Raw genomic sequence first — 19,276 nt, 5'->3', positions numbered from 1 at the left:
GTAGCTAGCAACCGACACAGCCGCTAAATATAAAATTTACCAGCTCTTTTATAATTAAAATTTAATCGAACATTGCGAATTTATCGAGCGCGGCGGCATTAGATCACGGCGCGCTTTATATTATAAATTTAAAGATATACCGAGATAAAATTTCACGGACTTATGAAGCAAATTTTATAGCTATAACGCTACCATTAAATTTCTCCACACCGCAAGAGTCGGCAACGTCTTTTAAATTTGAAACTTCGCTCTTTTCATCGCGCGCGCTAGAAAATCCGCTAAATTTATGACCGCAAAGCTGTTTTTCGCACGGCACGCCGTCGCCGTCGCCGTCGGTATACTGGGTGCCGCCATCCTGTACTCTGCCGCACTCGCGTAGATACCGCGTCGTTTCTTCGCAGCTGCTAAACTGCGAGCAATAGGTCTTGGCGCTGCAATCCAGCCCCAAAGCAAGACTAGCCAATACCGAAAACAATAAAACTAATTTCATCGTCTATCCTTAAAATTTTGATGGAATTGTATGGATAAATAGATAAATAATTAATAAAATAGTAAATTTAACCGCAAACGGCGCAGATTTTATCGCTTACGACGTTTCATTCGGCGGCACGTCTAAATAAATTTAGCGGCTTTAGAGTTTATCTTTGCGCTTTAAAGCGAGTCTAACAAAGGCGCTAGAGCAGCAGGCGTGGGATAGCTTTAGAGTTTATCTTTGCGCTTTAAAGCCGCGACGCGCTATGCCGCTAGGCGCTTTTGCGGGCGCGAGGCTTTCTTTTTGCCGGCGCGCTTTTTGCGGACACGCTTTTGCCGTCCGATAAATTTTGCAAGGCTAAATTCGCTTCGGATCTCTTTCTGCCCCTGCTCTTTGCTTTTCTATTTTGCAAAAACTCGCTGTACGGCGAGCCGTAAAGGCTAGCGTGCCAGATCGCGCATCCTAGCATCACTAGGCCGGAAATTTTATGCAGCTGCGACATGCGCGAGTTCATATTCAGCGCGGTTAGAGCCGTGATGCCCATACTAACTCCGAGCGCTGTTTTAGCCGCTTTACGCTGAAAATTTAGATCCAAAATTTTATCTTCAATGCTCAAATTTTACCCCTTTGATAGAATTTAGTAGAAGGCCTATCGTCGTGCCGTTATGCAGCAGCGCCGTAGCTACGGGACTTAGCGCGCCAAAGGTCGCCAAAAATAAAATGATCGAATTTACCCCCACGGTAGCGTTGAAATTTCGATTTACGAGCCGCAGCGTGTCGTTAGCCAGCGCCTTTACCTGCGCGACGCCTTCGATGTCGTTTTTCAAAAGCCCGATCTGCGCGGAAGCCTTGGCGATCTCGGCGCCGTTTAGCATGCTGATGCCGATGTCCGCCTTCATCAGGCTCGGCGCGTCGTTTATGCCGTCGCCTACGAAGACCACCTTTCGCCCCTCGGCTTTTAACTGTTCTAAAATTTCGGTCTTTTGCGTCGGCAGTAGCTCGCCGTAATAGCGATCTACGCCGAGCTTTTTGGCCACGGCGCGAGCTTTTGATTTCACGTCGCCGCTTAGCATGACGATCTGCCCTACGCCAAGCTCGCGGAGCCTAGCGATGACGGTGCGGGCGTTTGCGCGCACCTCGTCTCTAAGCCCGATGACGCCCAAAAGTCTGCCGTCAAATGCGATGTAAAGCAGCGCGAGCCCCTTTTGCATCGCAAGATCGATGGTCTGCTCATGCGCCGCAAACGAGATCATCTCGTCATCCTCCAGGAAGTGGCGCGAGCCAATGATGAGCTTTTTGCCCTCGATGCTGGTCTTTACGCCGTGAGCGACGACGAATTCCACCTCGTCGTGGTGCTTGTGGATAAAGCCGTGCTTTTTAGCCGCATCCACGATCGCCTCGGCTACGGGGTGAAAGTAATGCTCCTCGGCGCTCGCGGTTAAATTTAAAATATCGTTTTTGCTAAAGCGCTCGTCAAACGATATGATCTCGGCGACCTCCAGGTTGCCGTACGTAAGCGTGCCCGTCTTATCGAATACGAAGGTATCGGCGGCCGCAAGCGACTCAAGAGCCTTGGCGCCTTTAATCAAAATCCCGTTCTTGCCCGCTTTTGAGATGCTTGACTTAAAAGCAACCGGCGTAGGCAGCTTAAGCGCGCACGAGTAGTCTGCCTGGAGCACCGAAGCTACGCTCATAAAATTTCGATTTATCAGATAGGACACGCCCGCAAGCCCGAAGGTTACCGGAACGAGCTTGTCGGCTAAGTGAGTCGTATGCATGCCGATGCTGGAGCGCTCGTTAAGAGATGCCGTGATGTAATGCTTAATGCGCTGCGTGGAGGTGTTTTCTCCGACGTTTTCCGCCCAGATACGGATCCTGCCCTCCTCCACGATCGTGCCGCTTAGCACGCTATCGCCGCGAGATTTTTTCACCGCGACCGACTCGCCCGTCATATTGGCCTGATTTATCATCGCTTCGCCGCTTACGACGTGTCCGTCCACGGCGATGACGTCGCCTGCGCCCACGACCACGATGTCGCCTACCTTTAACTTAGAGGTTGCGATTTTGACTTCGGTCTTTTTGCCGTTCTGATCTATCTCGACCCACGCCTCGGCGATGTCCGGGCGGGCGAGCTCGCGGATTAGATCGTCGCTTTTATAAACGGTGCTTTCCTCCATATATTCGCCAAGAGCAAGCATAGCGTTGGTGCTGTTTGCGGCAAAGATATCTCCGCGAGCGAGCGAAATCCCTACAGCGGCAGCCTCCAAACCCTTTGAAGTAAGTCCATGACGAAAGCTTTCTTTAATGCCCTCTTTTAAGATAGGCATGCACGCTACGATGCTAAATGCGCGCGCTAAAGGCGAAGTGCGAAAGATTAAATTTCCTCCTAATGCGAGAAGCGCTAAAATAAAGTCGTTTTTGCTCGGTAAATTTTTATGGCTAGCGGGGATAATTGATTTTAGCTCGCTTAAATTTAAAGCTTCAAGTTGCTTTAGAATTCCTGCCTTATCTACACCCGCGTCAAGTTTAAGGATCAAAGAGCCGATTTTAGCGTTAAATCTAGCTTCCGTTACACCTTCAAGCCTCGCAGTAGCTTTTTGCAGTGCGCTCGTATCGAGCCCTTTAAAGCCCGCGACCTTTATGCGTAGTCTAGTTTTAGTCTCATGTAAAATTTTAAAATTTTGCATCGACTACTCTTGCATCTCTGCCTTGGCGTCTTCGAATCGCTCTTTCATCTCTTCGATGCCCATCTGAAACATCTCGGTACCCTTTGCGATGAGCTTAAAAAGCTTTTTTTGCGCGTTTTCGTCGGTTAGAAAATAGGTCGCCGCAGCACCCAGAGCGATGCCTGTGATAAATGAGTTGCTACCGAATAAGCCGCTCGCGTTTTGCCTACCACCCAAGGAATTAAAAATTCCACCGGAAGTGGAATTTTGCGAGCTTTGAGTAGAATTTACGTCGCTTGAACTTTGAGTGGCAGAATCTTTATTGTCCGAATTATTGCTGGAAGCAGAGCTGTTAAAAGGTGCGGAATTTACTCGCTCATTTATCCATTTTGCCCAGCCGCCAAGCTTATCATCGCCGTCAAAGCCGCCCGCAGAGCCGCTAGAATATTTATTGCCACCAAAATCGTAATCGTCTAGAATTTCTTTCAAATCTTTTTTTGTGATATACGGATTACTCATTGCCTACCTTAAGAATAAAATTTCTACCCGCAATGAGCGCGCCTACGCATACTGCGACGCCTGCCGCTGCGCGTAGATACTCGCCTTGTACGAGCTTATTTGCACTGTAAATCGCGCCGCCGCCGATGATACCGCCGCTTAGCGCAATATCTAGCGCATCGCGAATCGCTTTAGATTTGCTCTTGCCTTCTTTGGCTTTAACGAGCTCTACGGCGCAACCGCCGATCGCCCCTGCTATAGCGCCGCTTAAAACGTGATCCAGCGGAGAACGCTGTGTCGTAAGTGATCTATTCATTTAGGCCTCTATTTCTCTGATTTATCGTCTGCGGACGTAAATTTAGCCAAAGAATTATCGTCCATTTTTACAATCTGCGGGATATTAAGTGGAGTAGTAGATGCTGCGGATGTCTCACCTGCCGGTGTTTCGCCCGTCTTAGCGCTCGCAGTGGATTTTTTAGTTCTTTTAAATCCAGGTTTTGGTCCCGGCTTTTTTCTGGTTTTTTTTACAGTGCTAGTCTCAGTGCTGGCGCTACTTGTCGCAGCTTTTTTACCGCCAGACTTTCTTTTACCTTTTACCGCCTCAGCGACATCGTCTAGGCCTTCTTTGGCTTCCGCAAAAATTTCTTTTGATTTTTTGCTTAATTTTTCCGCTCCGCCTTTGACGCTATTTTTTAGCTCCTCGACGCTTTTACTGCTCACGATTTTATTCGCACCTTCTTTGATTTTATCTCGATTGTTATAAGCGTAAACCGCCGCGCAACCAAGCGCAAAACCTGCTAGAAATGGGATCGGCATTTCATTCTCCTTGTGTTAAGATTATAAAGTCATTTTATCAACTTTACATAGATTTTGATATTATAGCGATTTTTTTAGATTTTTGCAATCCTAATTTAATTTTTCTGCAAAATTCCTTTAATTAAATTGGAAAATGCGCTATTTAAGATATTTTGCAAATCGTATTTTTGAAATATCCACTCTAATTCCTGCGGATTTTTTAAAATTTCATTTAACAAATCAGTTAAATTCAAAGAATTTGAATCAACCTCGCATTTAGAATTTAATTCTTTTAAAATCGGCAAAATTTCATTATACGAAACCGCCTGCGCTTTATACAGCAGCTCTTTAAATTCCGCGTTCTTGCACGAATTAATTAGATCGTCATAAAACATCATAGAGCTTTTTTCTATCAAAAGCGCCGAAGCCAAAAACTCATTCATACCTTTTGCAACCAGTCCCTCACTGCTATTTTCAGGAGGCATAGCGCCAAGCTCGCAAGAATTAGCAAAGTCTAGCATCCGCTCAAGTAATCCAGCTCGTAAAGATAGAATTTCTCCTAACTTTTTATCTTGAAATTTAACTGCACCCAGCGAATAAAACTGTAAAATTTGCGCCTCTTTTTCGAGCAAAAGAGCGATATCTGCAATTTGCGCCTCATTTAAATTCCGAGATTTATTAGAAATTTTGCGCGATTTTTTAGTGCTACGTAATGCTTCTTCGCTCAAGAAATCGCCTCTATATTGGAATTTACAAGCGCTACTAGCTCAGGCGAACTGATGCCGCTTAAAAACTGCTCCCAAAGGTGCATCGGAAAAACGCTTTCATCATAATGAATCGTCAGCGAGCCGATTAGAGAGTTAAATTTATACTCTTTTATCCCGCGAATTGCAGCTATTTTAGCCTTCAGGCTCTCTTCGCTCACGCTATCTCGCAACTCCCTTATTTTAGGACTTACGCGGATGCGAATACGACCTTTGCTGTGGCTGATTTTGCTAAAATATTTATGAAATTCCAAAATATCGTTGTGATTTATTTTCATATTTTTCCTTAAATTTGCACCCAAATAATATCATAAATCATTTAATTCCTGCTAAATTTTGCGAATTATTTGCGTTTAGGACGGAATATTTTTATCTTATTTTCATCCGCTGTTATGTAATTTCCTCCCATTAGATCAATGCAATACGGCACGGCAGGAAATACCGGCAAAAGGCATTCTTTAATCGCTTTTGGATTGCCCGGTAAGTTTATAATCAGAGATTTTTTGCGGATCGCTGCTATCTGGCGAGATAAAATTGCCGTAGGCACGATCTTTTGGCTCTCTGCGCGCATTAATTCGCCAAAGCCTGGCATTAATTTCTCACTTACCGCTTCGGTCGCTTCAGGCGTTACATCGCGTGGAGCAGGACCCGTGCCACCCGTAGTTAGCACTAAATCACAACCCGCTTCGTCGCAAAGATAAATCAGCTTATCTTTGATCTGCTCAAGCTCATCGGGGACAATTTCATAAAAATACTCTTTCTCGCAAGTTAGCCAATCATCCATCACGGCAATTATTTCTTTGCCTCCTAAATCCTCGTAAACGCCACCGCTAGCGCGATCACTGATCGTTAAAACACCTATTTTTACCATTTTCCTCTCCTTTATTGGAATTTTAAAATTTAATCGAAATTTAGCGTACCGTCTTGCGGCTTTTCTTCAGAGCTTTCACTATCTTTTTCCAGCTTTTGCAAATCTTGCTCTTGCTCGGAGACGCCTTCTTGCTCCGCACCATCGGATTCGCAAATCTTTTGAACATCCTCGAAAGTTATGAACTCATAAACGAAAATTTGCTTTGAAATTTGATTTAGCTTATCTTGCATCGTGCGGATTATCTCGCTTACCTCGTCGTAGCAATCTTGCAAAATTTTATTCACGCTCTGCGCGCTAGGGGTGAAACTATCGCCCATCGCGAGCTCGAAAACCATTTTTTGCGCCAGTGCGATAGCCTGCTTTACGTCGCTAGCGGAATTTGAAAAAGCGTCGTTTTTATGGATCTGTAGCGCCGCCATGCCGCTTAAAAGCACTTTGATTTGATTTAAAATTTGCGTTTTGGATTCGATCTCGAAATCCTCGTTTAAAAATTTATCGTTTAAAAGCTCAATCTTTTCGAAATTAAACGAATACCAATACGCGCTAAGCGCCTTTGCGCCCTGATAGAACGCCTGGATCTCCTTTTCGTATTCGGTTAGAATTCTACTTTTTTGCACGCCGTAAAAGACCCTCATCCGCACGTTTTCAAAATCGCTAAGCTCGATCGTATCGCTGCCGCGTTTAAGAGCGTTGATCGCGGCTTCATTTACCAGCGTCGCTACTCCAGCGCCGCTAAAGCCCACGCAGAGACGGCTTACTTTGTTGATATTCGCGCTGCATCTTTTGCCCTCGAGGTAAATTTTTAAAATTTCGATGCGGTCTTTGTAGTTCGGAAGCCCGATGAAAACACGCCTATCAAAGCGCCCCGAGCGCAGCAGCGCATCGTCGATCAAATTTATTTTATTGGTCGCACCGATTACCATCACGCCGCTGTTTTCCTCAAATCCGTCCATCTCTGTCAGCAGCTGATTTAGCGTCGCTTCCCGCTCGTCGTTGCGCCCGATACCGCGCTTGCCGCCGACCGCGTCGATCTCGTCGATAAAAATAATCGCGGGCGCGCAGGATTTGGCCTTCGCAAACAGCTCGCGAACCCGCCTAGCGCCGACGCCCACAAAGACCTCGGCGAAGCTTGCGCCGCTTTGGTAAAAAAACGGTACGTTTGCCTCGCCCGCTACGGCTTTTGCGATAAGGGTCTTGCCGACGCCGGGCTCGCCGATCATTAAAATTCCTTTTGGCAGCTTTATGCCGAAATTGCGGTATTTTGCGGGATTTTTTAAAAAATCCACGATCTCGATTAGCTCGTCTTTAACCTCGCTGATACCCGCGACGTCGCTAAATCTCACGTCGCTAACGCTTGGCGAAAGATCACCGAGCTCGCCGCCTGCGCTAGCGCTCTGACGCGCGGCGCCGTCCATCCTGCGGCGTCTAGCCAAAACGGTTTCAAAATAATATACGAAGAGAAAAAATGCGAATGTAAAAATCACCAAAATCGCGCTAATACCGCTCGTGCCATCATCCTTTTCTTTGCTGATTAGAGCGTGATTTGATAGCTCCTTAAGATCTACGAGATCGACTAAAATTTTATAGTGTTTGCCGTCATAGGTAAAATTTAAATTGCCGTCCTCGATATGCGCGCGTTTGATCTGATCTGCGCGGACTAGCTCGCTAAATTCGCGCTCGGTGATGTATCGCGAATCGTCTTTAAAATAAACGATCGAGAGCAAAACGATAAGCAGCACCAAAAAAATCAGAATTATATTTAGCTTGCTTTTTTTGATTTTATGCAAAATTTCCATCAAATTTAACCTCATAATCCCTTATCTCCATCCATTTTTTCGACAAATCCTCATCGCTTTTGATCCAAATTTTATCATAAAATTGATCATATCCTTCATAAAACTCTCCGCTTTTCCGCTCGATCAGCACATTTAGCGGTACCTTGTGCGAAAGGCGAAATTTATAATTATTCAGCGCCGTTATATTTTGTAGCATCTTTAGCCGCGCCTTCGCCGTTTTGCCGTCTATGCAACCTTTTAGAGACGCCGAGGCGGTCCCTTGTCGCGGCGAAAAGATAAAGGCGTGCAGATGCGTGAGCGGAAATTTTTTGAAATTTTCTACCGCTTCGAGCCAAATTTCTTCGCTCTCGCCCGGATGCGCGACGATAAAATCCGTCCCCAGCGCAAATCCGCGCTCCGCAAGCTCGCAAAAAAGCTCCAAATCCTTTAGCGCAGAATTTCGGCGGCGCATTATGCTAAGCATCTTTTGCGAAGTGTGCTGAAGCGCGATGTGCAGATGCCGCTCCAGCCACGGCTCGGATAAAATTTCGCGAAAGCTCTCATCGATCTGCGAGGGCTCGATGCTACCTAAGCGGATACGGCGAATTCCGCGTATCGCGCCCAGCTTTTGAAGCAGCGTGCCCAGGCTCGTGCCTGCGGCTTTGCCGTAGCTTCCGATATTGGTGCCGGTTAGCACGATCTCGCTAAAGCCGTTTGCGGCAAGGCTCGCCGCCTCTTTTAAGATCGCGCTTTCTGCAATACTGCGCGAGCGGCCGCGCACGGAGGGGATTATGCAGTAGCTGCAGTTAAAATCGCACCCCTCTTGAATTTTAATAAAGGCCTTGGTGTGATCCTCGTAGTCGCTTACCAGGTTTTTTTCGACGCTACTTAGATCGCCGATATCGTAAAATTTTGACTCCGAGCCCAAAAACTCGTCGATTTTTTCCTTTTGCGACATCCCAAACACGCCGAAGACCGCGCCGTTTTTATACAGCTCCTCGCCGCGCGAGACCGCGCCGCAGCCTGTTAGCAATATCTTTTTGCCGAGGCGGTTCATCTTATTTACGTAGTTTCGCACGTCTGCGTCGGCGCCGTTCGTAACGGTGCAGGAGTTTATCACGACGACATCCGCGCCCTGCTCGTCGTGCGTGATCTCGCCCGATTTGAGGTTGCTTTTGATAAGCTGCGTGTCGTAGATATTTGTGCGGCATCCAAATGTTTTAAAATAAATTTTCAAATTTCGCTCCCGGATCCGCTTCCTGTGGCAAAGCCCGCGCCCTGCGCCACTGCGTTTAAATTTTGCGAGCCTTGCTGCTCCGAGCCGAGATCTTGCGCCGCAAAATTTCCGCCCGCAGCCGCATAATTTTTGCCGTTAAAAAGCGTGTAAGCAGGATAGGCGATCTTGATGTCGGGCTCGCTTCTTAGCGCGTCTAAAATTTCAGCCGAGATGTTGCTGCGAAGCCCGAGCGTCGCGTAAGAGTTCGTCATATACCAAACCGAAATTTCAATGCCGTATGGCTCAAAAAAGCTGAAAATTCTAGGCTCGACATTTGGATTTTTGATACTGTATTGCGAGCGAAGCTTACCCATCTGTTTTTTGGCGATGTCGGTATAGCCTTTAGAATACTTCCGCACGATGTTTTTTATGAGATACATCGCCTTTTTATGGTTGCTATCAAAAGTTAAAAGTATGCTGATGCCGTCCCAGACGGTCTTAAGTCCGCTATGAGTATAGTTTGAGATAAGATCGGTAAAAATATAATTATTCGGTATAAAAATTACCCTGCCTGCGCGTTTATTTTCTCTCCACGTAGTCATAGTAACGTCCTCAAAAATCGTCATCCTAAGCACTGAAATATCGATGATATCGCCCACGTAGGTCTCGCCGTTTTTATGCACCCTGATGCGATCGCCCACGCGAAAGCTACCGCCGAGCACGATCGTAAGCCAGCCTAAGGAGCTCATAAACATATCTTTCATCGCAATCGCAAGACCTGCCGAGGCAAAGCCTAAAACCGTCACGAAATGCGTCATATTCTCGATGTAAGAAAAGAGCAGTATCAGCGCGATCAGCGTGAAATTTAAAACGTTGATAGCTTTATTTACGATATAAAAATTCTCGTCGTTTTTGATATATTTTTTCGCTATTATCTTACATAAAAACGATAGCGCCATGACGATTAAAATCCACACGGCGATGTTTCCCGCGCGCTTGATTTGAGCTTTTATATCGGCGGTCTGCACGGCGATTTGGGAGTTGATCTTTTTTTCGTAAACGTCGTACGTAGTCTGCGCGATCTCATATGCGGAGCTAAACTCTCCGAGCTCGTAATCTAGGCTTTTAAGCTCCGCCGCAGCGCTTGCATCCGTATCAATCTGCATCAAGCGCTCGTATAGCGCCCTTTTTGCTTCAAGTTTATCGATTAAAGCTTTAATATTTTCGATGGCGTTTTTCTGCTCCATCTTTTGAGCTTGCAAATTTCTAATCGTAGAAAAACCAGAAATTATCGAAAAAGGATTTGTAATGCGCGCAGGCTCGGGAGTTTCAGGCATCGCGATGATATCTAAAAACGGAGATTTTTCATACTCTTTTAGCAGTATGAGCTGCTCTTTTACGGCGCGAAGTCTTTTTTGAATCTCTGCGATCTTATCGGTGCCGGCGCTCTTTTTTAGCTCCGCTTCGAGCTGGCTGGATTGCTTTTGCAAATTTTGATAGCCGATGAAATTTGAAAAGCGAGAGACCCAGATATTATTTTTGATCTCATCGTCAATAACACGGATCTGATCTTTTAGCGACGCGGATAGCTTGGAATTTTCATCTTTCTTCTCACTAGCGGCAGAGCTAACGTTGGATTCTAAGCGCGTATGCGCGGCGGAGAGCGTAGAATTTGCCTCGCAAAATGCAAGATTAAAAATCAAAAAAATAGCTGCAAGCGCTCTCATTCAAACTCTTTCAGCGCTGTAATTACTTCATCTTTTGCGATCTCTTTGGAAGTGTAGAATTTACCGATGCCATCGGGCAGGATAAATTTTATCTTGCCGTTTTCGCTCTTTTTATCGAGAAAAAACAGCTCGTAAAATTCCACCGCATCCTCTACGTGGAATTTTATCGGAAGCGCGAATTTTTGAAGCACTTTACGGATCTGCTCCTCCTGTTCGCCGCTTAGTTTACCGAGGCGACGCGCTAGCGCGTTTGCCATCACCATACCGATCGCCACAGCCTCGCCGTGCAAAAATTTTTTATAATCAGTAATTTTTTCGATAGCGTGAGCAAAGGTGTGCCCGTAATTAAGCGCCGCTCTGATGCCGCTTTCGCGCTCGTCTCGCTCTACGACGCTTGCTTTAATCTCCACGCAGCGAGCGATTACGTGCGAAATTTCATCAGCGCTTTTTAGATCGTGAGTCTCGAAAAATTTAAATAGTTCGACATCAAAGCATACAGCCATCTTTACCGCCTCTGCAACACCCGCCGCGAACTCTCGCGCAGGAAGCGTCGATAAAAATTTGCTCTCGCAATAAACCGCGCGCGGCTGATAAAATGAGCCGATTAAATTTTTGCCGAAGCGATTATTCACGCCCGTTTTACCGCCGACGCTCGCATCCACTTGCGCTAGCAGGGTCGTCGGAATATTGATAAAATCGATGCCGCGTTCATAAATACTCGCGCAAAAGCCCGTTATATCGCTAATAACGCCGCCACCAAGAGCGATGAGCGTGCTTTTGCGATCAAGCTTGGAGCTAAAAAGCTGCTCTAAGATTTGCTCCACGCTTGCGGTATTTTTATACTCCTCGCCGTCTGGGATCGTGATGATAAATTTTTGCTCGCAATCTAGCCGCTGCAGTAAGAAATCAAGCCACAGCCCCCCTACTTTGGGATTTGTCACGATAGCGACCTTGCCGCTAAGTTTTAAACTATGCAATTCGTCGATAAAAACGCTGTATTTTTTGCCTAAATTAAGATCGATTTTCATACGCTAGCCTTTGATTTTTGGGTAATTGTAACATAAATTTCGATTACTTTTCATACCCGTAATCGCTCGGAACGAAAATTTGATGATTTTTGCCGAGTTTAAAATACATCTGATCCAAATCCTGATTGAAAATCGATGTGAGCTTGCGCGCCAAAATTCTATCATTAAATGGCACGAACTGCAACAGATCTCGCTCGCTGCCTAGCGCTAAAATCGGATTTTGCCGCTCGCAAGGAATCACAAATAAACTCTGCTTAAAAAGCTTCGATAAGCTCACGTAGCTTTGCGCAAACTCGCCCCTTTCGCTCTCGCCGAAAAGATACAAATACACGTCTAGCCCTAGCTGCGAGCTGATGTCAAAGACGATACTTGATTCCTCGCGAAGCCGCTCGCCGGCACTTAGCACGACGCTTTTACGCACATCTTTTAGTTCGCCCTCTCCAAGGCTTAGCACAGGGATTTCAAGCGCTTTAAGTGCTGCTTTTTTCGCCTCAAAAACTCCGCTTGAGCAAACTACCAAGCCTGCTTTATTTTCGCTCACGTCGCGCTTTAAATTTAATTCGCCCGAGTAATCGATGAGAATTTCAAATTTATCCCGCTCGCACAGAGCTTTAAGCTCGCTAAAAGCGTCGTTTAGCAAAGGATTTAAAATTCGCAGATAAATTTTATGATTTCTAATATGCAAATCCAAAAACTCAAGCGCCCTAACCGTCCTAGCTATCTCGTCGTCACTCATTTTTTTCATATCAATTAGCGCGAAAATATTTAGCCCAAATGGCGATGGAAATTGCCCGCTTTGCTTTTTTACTTCAGCAAACACCGCTCGCAGCGCACTAGGCTCGCCCACAACCAAGATCGTATCATTCGGATATATCCGCGAGCTGGGCGTCGTTACGATGTAATTGTTGTGACGGTAAATCATCGGAATTTGATATTTCGCATTAGAAAGCGTGCTGATTTTTTTATACGCGAACGAGCTTCCTACGGGCACTTTTACCTCCATTATCTCTCCGCGTCCAAGCCCGATGTTATCAGCAAAAACGGGGCTATCGGGCAAAAAACCGATGAAGCGCGAGGAATTTAGCGCAAGGGTATTTACAATTTTTACGTGAGCTTCATTTTTATTATCGCGCAAAAGTCCCCAAAAATCGGCCACGTAAAGCTCTAAATCCGGAGCGAGCGTCTTTAAATTTTCAAGTGTTACTTTAGTGTCAAATTCATCCTCCATTATCACTATGCAGCGGTCGAATTCCTCTTCTGCTAACACCACGCGCAACCGCTCAATGCTAGTAGGATCAAAAATTTCGACCGAAAAATTTGACTCGTTTTCAAGCTCTGAGGGCACGGCATCCGTATTTTTAGCTATGACGCGATATGATCTGATGACATCTTTGATTTTACAAACTTTGGATAAAAAATGGCGCGCAAACTTTCCACTTGCGATGATTAAAACTTGTTTCATTGCTCTCCGTTTCGTGGTTTTGCAAAGATTATAACCAAAAACGGCTAAATTTTAAACCGCGCGATAAAATTTGCGGGCGAGCTTAGGCGCGGCGACTTAAAAATTTAAAGATTTAAATTTTAAAATCAAGGTTTAAAATTCCAAATCCGAGGCTTAAATTTTAAAATGAATTAAAACAAGCCTCGTTAAATTTAGTCTTGCTGCTTAGAGCGATAAAATTTCATAAATTTAAAAGCGGCGCCATAACCATTCGCGCCGCTCAATTAGAAATTTTAAACCCGCTAGATTTTAAAATTTTACCTCCGCAGAGAGCATGAAGCTTCTACTCTCGCCCAGCGTCACGCCGTTTGCCGAGCCTAGCACGCTTTTTGGATCTATTCCGCCCGCACCGTCGGCGCTCGCAGGATACATTCCCGCCCAGTATTTTTTGTTAAATACGTTATTTACGTTGAAGCGCAGCGTAGTCTTATCGCCCAAAAGGTGCTCGCTCGTATATCTAATGCCGATATCGGTAACGAAAAAGCTAGGGGTGTGCTGAGTGTTTAGATCATCCAGATACATCTTGCCGGTGTAGTGAAAATTTGTGCTAACCGCAAGCTTATTGGTGCCTGGGATCACGTAATCAAGCATTAAATTTGCGTTTATCTTAGGGATGCCGTTTGCGATCTTGCGGTTAGCGCCTGCGATGCTTACGTTATGCATCTTTGGATCGATGTAGGTAAAGCCGCCTAGCACGCTTAAATTTTCGGTAATTCGTCCGCCGCTCATAAACTCAAATCCGCGGTTGCGCTGCTCGCCATTTATGCCGTAGATCCCCGTAGAGCTATTTAGATAAGCGATCGGTCTGCGGATATCAAAATACGCTACGCTAAAATCGATCATATCGGCTACTCGGATCTTAGCGCCGATCTCGTGTTGCTTAGAGCGATACGGAGATGTAGAGGCGACCTCGCCGTTATGTGGACCGCCATCATAAACATGGGTAGAGCCCTGTTGCAAGCTATCTGCGTAGGTGTAGTAAATACTGGCGTCCTCTACCGGATGGAAGATCAAGCTACCCGCCCAGCTATAGCCGGAATCGCTGTAGGCTTTAACAAGTCTTTGCTGGCGATTATTGTAGGATTCCTGCCTCATCCACGCCTTAGATGCGCTTAGCATCACGTCAAATTTATCGTTTATCGTGATATCATCTAGCACCGAGACGTTATACATATCCAAAACCGCATAGTGATACAGCCCGCTTCCGCGCCTAGCACCGGTGTAGTTTAGAATTTTAGGATCGTAGATATTGCCTATGGTAGGTGAGGTGTAGTTGGTGCTTGCGATCTTATATCTATCCTGCGTCCAGTGATATCCGTTGGTCTGCACGCTGAAATCGTGCTCGATATCGCCCGTGTTAAACTGCGTATTAGCCTTGAGATAGCCGCTTGGCAGATCAAATCTATACGCTGCTATAGCACCGCCGCTGTGTTGAGTATAATAATCGCCCGGCTTCGTCCATTTCGCATTTGGATTACTATTACATATGCTTGGTCTATCTTTAGGTCGTAAAGCGGCATAATTTGCGCAATCAAACCCTTCTGGAAGCAGATAGTTTACGACGCCGTGAGTATCACGATCGGCACGCTGAAACTGAAAGCCGCCCTCGAAATAGAGCTGATCCGTCGGTGAGTATTTAAATTTTGCGCTTGCGGTAGTGGTTTTTAGATGCATGCCTCCAAAGCTCTGACCAAGACCGCGCTCTGAGGAATCTACCGCTTTTGGAAGCGTAATTCCGTCTGTGATCTTACCGTTTATTACGCCGAGGGCAAACTGCCCCGCAAAGCCCTTGGTATTGTGCTCATAATAGCTTGCCGCGGTTTCAAACGTTAGATCGCCCGTCGGGTAAAATTCCATCGTGACGCTGGCTAGGCGGCGCTGCAAATTTGAGCCCTTCGGTTGTCTGTCGCCGTTTGATCCGTAAAATACCGCGCGGTAGCCGAATTTTTCAAATTTATCGGATAGATCAAGCCCGAGACCTAGGTTGCTTCGCGACATATAATCGCTCCAAATTATGTATTGATCTTTTACCGGGCGCTTGCGCGTGTAGCTGAAAATGCCCACCGGATTTTGCGCGCCGTAGAGCGAGCCCGCGACGCCGTTTTGCACCTGAAAGCTCTCAAACATCGCCATCGGAATCGCCGTCGTCGAAATCGTATAAAAGCCGTCCCAGAAGCTGTTGCCTACGACGCTACCCTCAAAGCCGCGCGTCTGCGGGCGTCCGACCGTAGCACCGCCGCGCATCTGAATCTGCGCGGACGGGAAGTATTTGACCGCCTCCTCGTAGCCGGTGACGCCTTGGTGGTTTATGATCTCCTTACTGATCGTGTTGATCTGATAGGGAAGATCCAAAGCGCGCTTGCCGGCAAGCATGCCTTGCTGCACGTTTTTGCTCAAAAAGCCCTCGTCGATACCGCTCTCGCTGATATTATCGCCGACGGAATTTACCTCGATTACGCCCATATTCTGCGATTTTTCAGGCGCAGAATTACCGCCACTTTGTGCTGCAGCCAAACTACCGCATAGTAAGCACATACATGCCGCTAATGAAATTTTAAATTTCATCGTTTTCCTTCGTTCCATTATTTTCCCTTCGTTATGGATATATTTAATATTATTTTTTAGCATATTAGAAAAATTTTCCTAAATTTAGACTAAATTCGAGATATAAATTTATATATTTGTAGTCGCATTTTTGCAGTTTAAAATTTCATAGACGATATACCGCGATACAAAAGAGAAATTGCGCAAATTTATATGAAATTCTAAAATTTTAATGTAAAATCGCCCGTATGAAAAAACTAATACCAGCGCTTATGCAAGTGCAAAATCGACTCAAAAATTTCTTCCGCCTCTACGATACCGAGCTCATGCACCATGCATCAAGCCTTAGCTTTCACACGATTTTGGCGCTACTGCCGGTGCTGATGGTCTCGCTTAGCGTCTTTATGCAGCTGCCAAGCTTTAAAGGCTACTACGATAAGATTATGGGCTTTATTTTTTCAAACTTCCTGCCCGCAAATCAAGCGAGTATGGCGCACTATATCGAGGAATTTATGGCTAACGGACTAAGCCTTGGCGTAACGGGCTTTTGCGCAGTGTTAGTTACGTCGGTGCTGTTTTTCGGGGACTTTGAAGCGATTATCGCGCGAATTTCGCATTCACCCGAGCGAAGCTTTTTTAAGAGCCTAAGCACCTACTGGACGCTGATGACGCTCGCTCCTGTGGGGCTTGGAGCATCGTTTTATATCAGCGGCGAGCTTCAGGAGCTACTAAATAAAACCGAGCTTACGAGCTGGATAAATTTGCTTAAAATTCTACCCTACTTAATCGTTTGGGGGATCTTTGCGATCACTTACGCTACGGCGATCAACCGCGAGATCCGCGCAAAAGCAGTGCTTGCCTCATCGCTCGTAGCATCGATTTTATGGTGGCTTTCAAGACTGGTTTTCGCGCAATACGTCTTTTATAACAAAACCTATCTTAGTATCTACGGCTCATTTTCGGTCGCGCTATTTTTCTTTCTGTGGATCTACATAAGCTGGATTTTCTACCTATACGGCGTGAAATTCTGCGTATTTTTGGACGCTAAATTTAAAAGAGGTGGCGAGCGACAAAGCGCTTGAAATTTTTGAATTTCATAACGAATTTTACGAAAAATTATAGTAAGAATTGATGATAATCGCATATAAATTGGCAGTTTAACGATAAGTTCTCGTCAGTAAAAGGATTAAATTTGAAATTTCGTCTTTGTTCGGTCTGTATACGAGCGATCTACTTTAAATTATAGAATTCCTTAAGGAGGAGAGAATGGCGTTTATTGCGGAGTATATTTCTAAAGAGGACTTGGAGAAATATGATATTATATACGCTGTTAATAAAATTAGAACAAAATATAGAAAACCTTTATTGAGCAATCAAGATATTAGATGGTTAAATTGGGTAGTAGATAAACAAAAACAGACCTATCTTATCTTTATCGGTAGCCCTCAACTGCCGGATCCACGGGATGGCTATACGGGCGAGGATATTTGGTTGTTTCACTATAAAGGTAAAAATATCGAGCTTGATATAAGGCGAATTTATGATGAGACTACGAGTAAATATTTCACGGAAAATCCATTTAAAATCAAATATAAATTCCAAAGCGTAAATTCTGATATTGGAGATATTTCAATGGATGAAATTTATGAAATTTTAAATGAAGCATTATTGGAATACGGAGATGATGGCATCGATGGTGGAAAATTTCTGCCAAAAGATCATGAGGTAGTAACTTTTCTGCACGATTAAAATTCAAAGGACCGATGAGCTGCGTCAAAATACCTCTGATATTTCGCCATCCAAATTTAATATTTTCTACTGCGCTATAAAACGCCCCATTCTTTTTTATATTCGTTTATTATCTCATCGGGCGTTTTTTCTCCCTTATCGACCTTGATAAGATCGATTATATCTTGCTCGTTTGCAAACATACCCTCTATCGCGTGGTTGCAGATGATAGATCTGTTTTGCTCGTATTGTTCTACGCTCAGCTCGTCTTTATATTTTTCAAGTATAGCCAAACTCTTTTCTAAACTATAAACTTCCGGATATTTTTGCATACTTTATCCATAACAATATAGAAATTTTATCAGCCACGGCGTCCTATTAAAAAGCAAAGCTCAAGCAGACAGGCGCAATTTTTGCTACGAATAGCTTGCAAGTAGCCCGCACTTCGCCGCAGCTAAAGCAGATAACTATTAGATGACGAGAAATTTTACTGCAAATAGCTCACAAATAAATTTAACAAAGCCCTTATCAAGCAAAAAAACGAAAGTAAAAGCCGTCAAATAAAACTGCTACTCCCTTACGATGAAAGCTCCAGTAAATTTACCATTATGCGCGAAATCTCTCGCCTCATCCTCGCTTTTAAATCCGCTTAAAAAGACGCGATAAATCGGCGCGCCGTCTATGCTAAATTCTTTGATGATTGCAGGATATCCCGCCGTGCCGTGATAATCGCGCTGATAAATTTGTGCGCCGCTTCTGTTTCTAAACGCACCGATTTGCACCATAAAATTTCCGCCGACGATGGTTGCTTTCGGCGAGCCTTTGGCGATAGTATGCCCATAAAAACCCACTACTTCAAGTTTTACCGGCGCCGTGCCTTTGGCAAATACGCCCACTAGATTGGCAGCTGTTTTGCTAAGATCAATGATGCGACCATCCACGAATGGACCGCGATCGTTGATGCGCACGGTTGCGGTAGCGCCGGTGTCGCGATTCGTGACCTTTACCATAGTATTCATTGGATAGGTTTTGTGCGCGGCGGTCATGCCGTTCATATCGTAAATTTCGCCGTTTGAGGTATATTTACCATGAAAATTCGGCCCATACCAGCTGGCGATTCCGATCTGGGTATCGCCGACGCTTACTTGCTCTGGATAGTAGGTTTTGCCGTTGATCTTATAAGGGCGCATGGTGGCGGGAGAGTTTTTGCCTATCTTGCCCGCACCGCCCGCAGACGATCTAGACGACGGTGCGGTGCGAAACGAGCAACCGGCAAGAATCAGCGCAAAAAGCGCACTAAAAAGAGCAATTTTCTGGTACGACACCTTCGATCCGATCTTATTTATTGAATTTTATATTATTTAGCGCTATTTCGTTTTTGTCTTTGAGGCTAAGCTCGTTCGCCAAACCTGCTAACACGCGTCCTGGCTTGCGCTGTTTCAGACGTGGCTCATACGCTTGAAACGCGCCTTGATTGACGACAAATTCTGCATATTTACTTTGTGGGATATAAAAGAAGTACTTGCCGTTAAGCGGCGAAATTCCGTTTTTAATATGCGCGTTGTAATCCTGCATTTGCGACGGTGAAATTCCGATCTGTTTTGCAACCGCGCTTAGCTTTGTGCCCGGAGCTACTGCGATACGCTTTAGCCCCCACGGCTCGCTTTCAAAAAGCAAAATTTTACGCATAT

At 45.3% G+C, this 19,276-nt stretch carries 20 protein-coding genes; 2 read left to right on the top strand and 18 right to left on the bottom strand.

All coding sequences use genetic code 11. From position 1 onward, the window contains the following. Positions 1-160 precede the first annotated feature (160 nt). From Q0274_RS04850 to Q0274_RS04780, 15 genes are all read right to left on the bottom strand, one after another. Positions 161-490, bottom strand: coding sequence for an excalibur calcium-binding domain-containing protein (locus Q0274_RS04850; RefSeq protein ID WP_298028091.1), 330 nt, complete (start codon positions 488-490; stop codon positions 161-163). A 253-nt stretch (positions 491-743) separates the two neighbouring features. Continuing rightward, positions 744-1,088 carry a hypothetical protein gene (locus Q0274_RS04845; RefSeq protein ID WP_298028090.1) on the bottom strand — a complete coding sequence of 115 codons (345 nt, stop codon included), beginning with the start codon at positions 1,086-1,088 and terminating at the stop codon, positions 744-746. After that, positions 1,078-3,159 (bottom strand): heavy metal translocating P-type ATPase, encoded by a 2,082-nt coding sequence (locus Q0274_RS04840; RefSeq protein ID WP_298028089.1) that lies wholly within the window; start codon positions 3,157-3,159, stop codon positions 1,078-1,080. The genes Q0274_RS04845 and Q0274_RS04840 overlap by 11 nt, the downstream gene beginning before the upstream one ends. 3 nt (positions 3,160-3,162) lie before the next feature. Next, entirely contained in the window at positions 3,163-3,657 is a 495-nt protein-coding gene (locus tag Q0274_RS04835; RefSeq protein WP_298028087.1) for a hypothetical protein, read from the bottom strand. Continuing rightward, positions 3,650-3,952, bottom strand: a complete 303-nt coding sequence (locus Q0274_RS04830; RefSeq protein ID WP_177386687.1) for a Cys/Met metabolism pyridoxal-phosphate-dependent enzyme — start codon at positions 3,950-3,952, stop codon at positions 3,650-3,652. Before Q0274_RS04830 ends, Q0274_RS04835 begins: the two co-directional genes overlap by 8 nt. Positions 3,953-3,960: 8 nt before the next feature. Then, positions 3,961-4,452: a hypothetical protein gene (locus Q0274_RS04825; protein ID WP_298028086.1), complete on the bottom strand. Its 492-nt coding sequence runs from the start codon at positions 4,450-4,452 to the stop codon at positions 3,961-3,963. 95 nt (positions 4,453-4,547) lie between these two features. Continuing rightward, positions 4,548-5,159 carry a hypothetical protein gene (locus Q0274_RS04820; protein ID WP_298028085.1) on the bottom strand — a complete coding sequence of 204 codons (612 nt, stop codon included), beginning with the start codon at positions 5,157-5,159 and terminating at the stop codon, positions 4,548-4,550. Then, positions 5,156-5,473, bottom strand: coding sequence for an HMA2 domain-containing protein (locus Q0274_RS04815; protein ID WP_291936786.1), 318 nt, complete (start codon positions 5,471-5,473; stop codon positions 5,156-5,158). The genes Q0274_RS04820 and Q0274_RS04815 overlap by 4 nt, the downstream gene beginning before the upstream one ends. Before the next feature lie 65 nt (positions 5,474-5,538). Further along, the gene (gene mog, locus Q0274_RS04810) at positions 5,539-6,066 is read right to left on the bottom strand and encodes a molybdopterin adenylyltransferase (RefSeq protein WP_298028084.1); all 528 of its coding nucleotides are present in this window, start codon (positions 6,064-6,066) and stop codon (positions 5,539-5,541) included. A 29-nt stretch (positions 6,067-6,095) separates the two neighbouring features. After that, on the bottom strand, positions 6,096-7,877 hold the full coding sequence (locus Q0274_RS04805) for an AAA family ATPase (protein WP_298028082.1): 1,782 nt from the start codon (positions 7,875-7,877) through the stop codon (positions 6,096-6,098). Continuing rightward, on the bottom strand, positions 7,846-9,078 hold the full coding sequence (mtaB, locus tag Q0274_RS04800) for a tRNA (N(6)-L-threonylcarbamoyladenosine(37)-C(2))-methylthiotransferase MtaB (protein WP_298028080.1): 1,233 nt from the start codon (positions 9,076-9,078) through the stop codon (positions 7,846-7,848). The genes Q0274_RS04805 and mtaB overlap by 32 nt, the downstream gene beginning before the upstream one ends. Then, positions 9,075-10,784, bottom strand: a complete 1,710-nt coding sequence (locus Q0274_RS04795; RefSeq protein WP_298028079.1) for a mechanosensitive ion channel family protein — start codon at positions 10,782-10,784, stop codon at positions 9,075-9,077. Before Q0274_RS04795 ends, mtaB begins: the two co-directional genes overlap by 4 nt. After that, on the bottom strand, positions 10,781-11,812 hold the full coding sequence (gene aroB / locus Q0274_RS04790; RefSeq protein ID WP_298028077.1) for a 3-dehydroquinate synthase: 1,032 nt from the start codon (positions 11,810-11,812) through the stop codon (positions 10,781-10,783). The genes Q0274_RS04795 and aroB overlap by 4 nt, the downstream gene beginning before the upstream one ends. A 43-nt stretch (positions 11,813-11,855) precedes the next feature. Next, on the bottom strand, positions 11,856-13,274 hold the full coding sequence (locus tag Q0274_RS04785; RefSeq protein WP_298028075.1) for a TrkA C-terminal domain-containing protein: 1,419 nt from the start codon (positions 13,272-13,274) through the stop codon (positions 11,856-11,858). A 288-nt stretch (positions 13,275-13,562) separates the two neighbouring features. Next, positions 13,563-15,878: a TonB-dependent siderophore receptor gene (locus tag Q0274_RS04780; RefSeq protein ID WP_298028108.1), complete on the bottom strand. Its 2,316-nt coding sequence runs from the start codon at positions 15,876-15,878 to the stop codon at positions 13,563-13,565. 227 nt (positions 15,879-16,105) lie between these two features. Between Q0274_RS04780 and Q0274_RS04775 the strand changes: the two genes are divergently transcribed. Then, positions 16,106-16,939, top strand: a complete 834-nt coding sequence (locus tag Q0274_RS04775; RefSeq protein ID WP_297905388.1) for a YihY family inner membrane protein — start codon at positions 16,106-16,108, stop codon at positions 16,937-16,939. Positions 16,940-17,123: 184 nt separating this feature from the next. Beyond that, the gene (locus Q0274_RS04770) at positions 17,124-17,606 is read left to right on the top strand and encodes a hypothetical protein (RefSeq protein WP_298028073.1); all 483 of its coding nucleotides are present in this window, start codon (positions 17,124-17,126) and stop codon (positions 17,604-17,606) included. Between the two features lie 74 nt (positions 17,607-17,680). On the opposite strand, the gene Q0274_RS04765 is transcribed toward Q0274_RS04770, so the two are convergent. From Q0274_RS04765 to Q0274_RS04755, 3 genes are all read right to left on the bottom strand, one after another. Further along, positions 17,681-17,917 carry a hypothetical protein gene (locus Q0274_RS04765; protein ID WP_298028072.1) on the bottom strand — a complete coding sequence of 79 codons (237 nt, stop codon included), beginning with the start codon at positions 17,915-17,917 and terminating at the stop codon, positions 17,681-17,683. Between the two features lie 237 nt (positions 17,918-18,154). After that, positions 18,155-18,910 carry a septal ring lytic transglycosylase RlpA family protein gene (locus tag Q0274_RS04760; protein ID WP_177389235.1) on the bottom strand — a complete coding sequence of 252 codons (756 nt, stop codon included), beginning with the start codon at positions 18,908-18,910 and terminating at the stop codon, positions 18,155-18,157. Between the two features lie 13 nt (positions 18,911-18,923). After that, positions 18,924-19,276, bottom strand: a 353-nt coding sequence (locus tag Q0274_RS04755) for a hypothetical protein (RefSeq protein ID WP_298028070.1), incomplete at its 5' end; no start/stop codon positions are given.

Source organism: uncultured Campylobacter sp. (genome assembly GCF_937973075.1).
Taxonomy (GTDB): Bacteria; Campylobacterota; Campylobacteria; order Campylobacterales; family Campylobacteraceae; genus Campylobacter_B.
The sequence above is the reverse complement of the archived record's forward strand: the minus strand, read 5'-3'. Positions and strand labels throughout refer to the sequence as shown.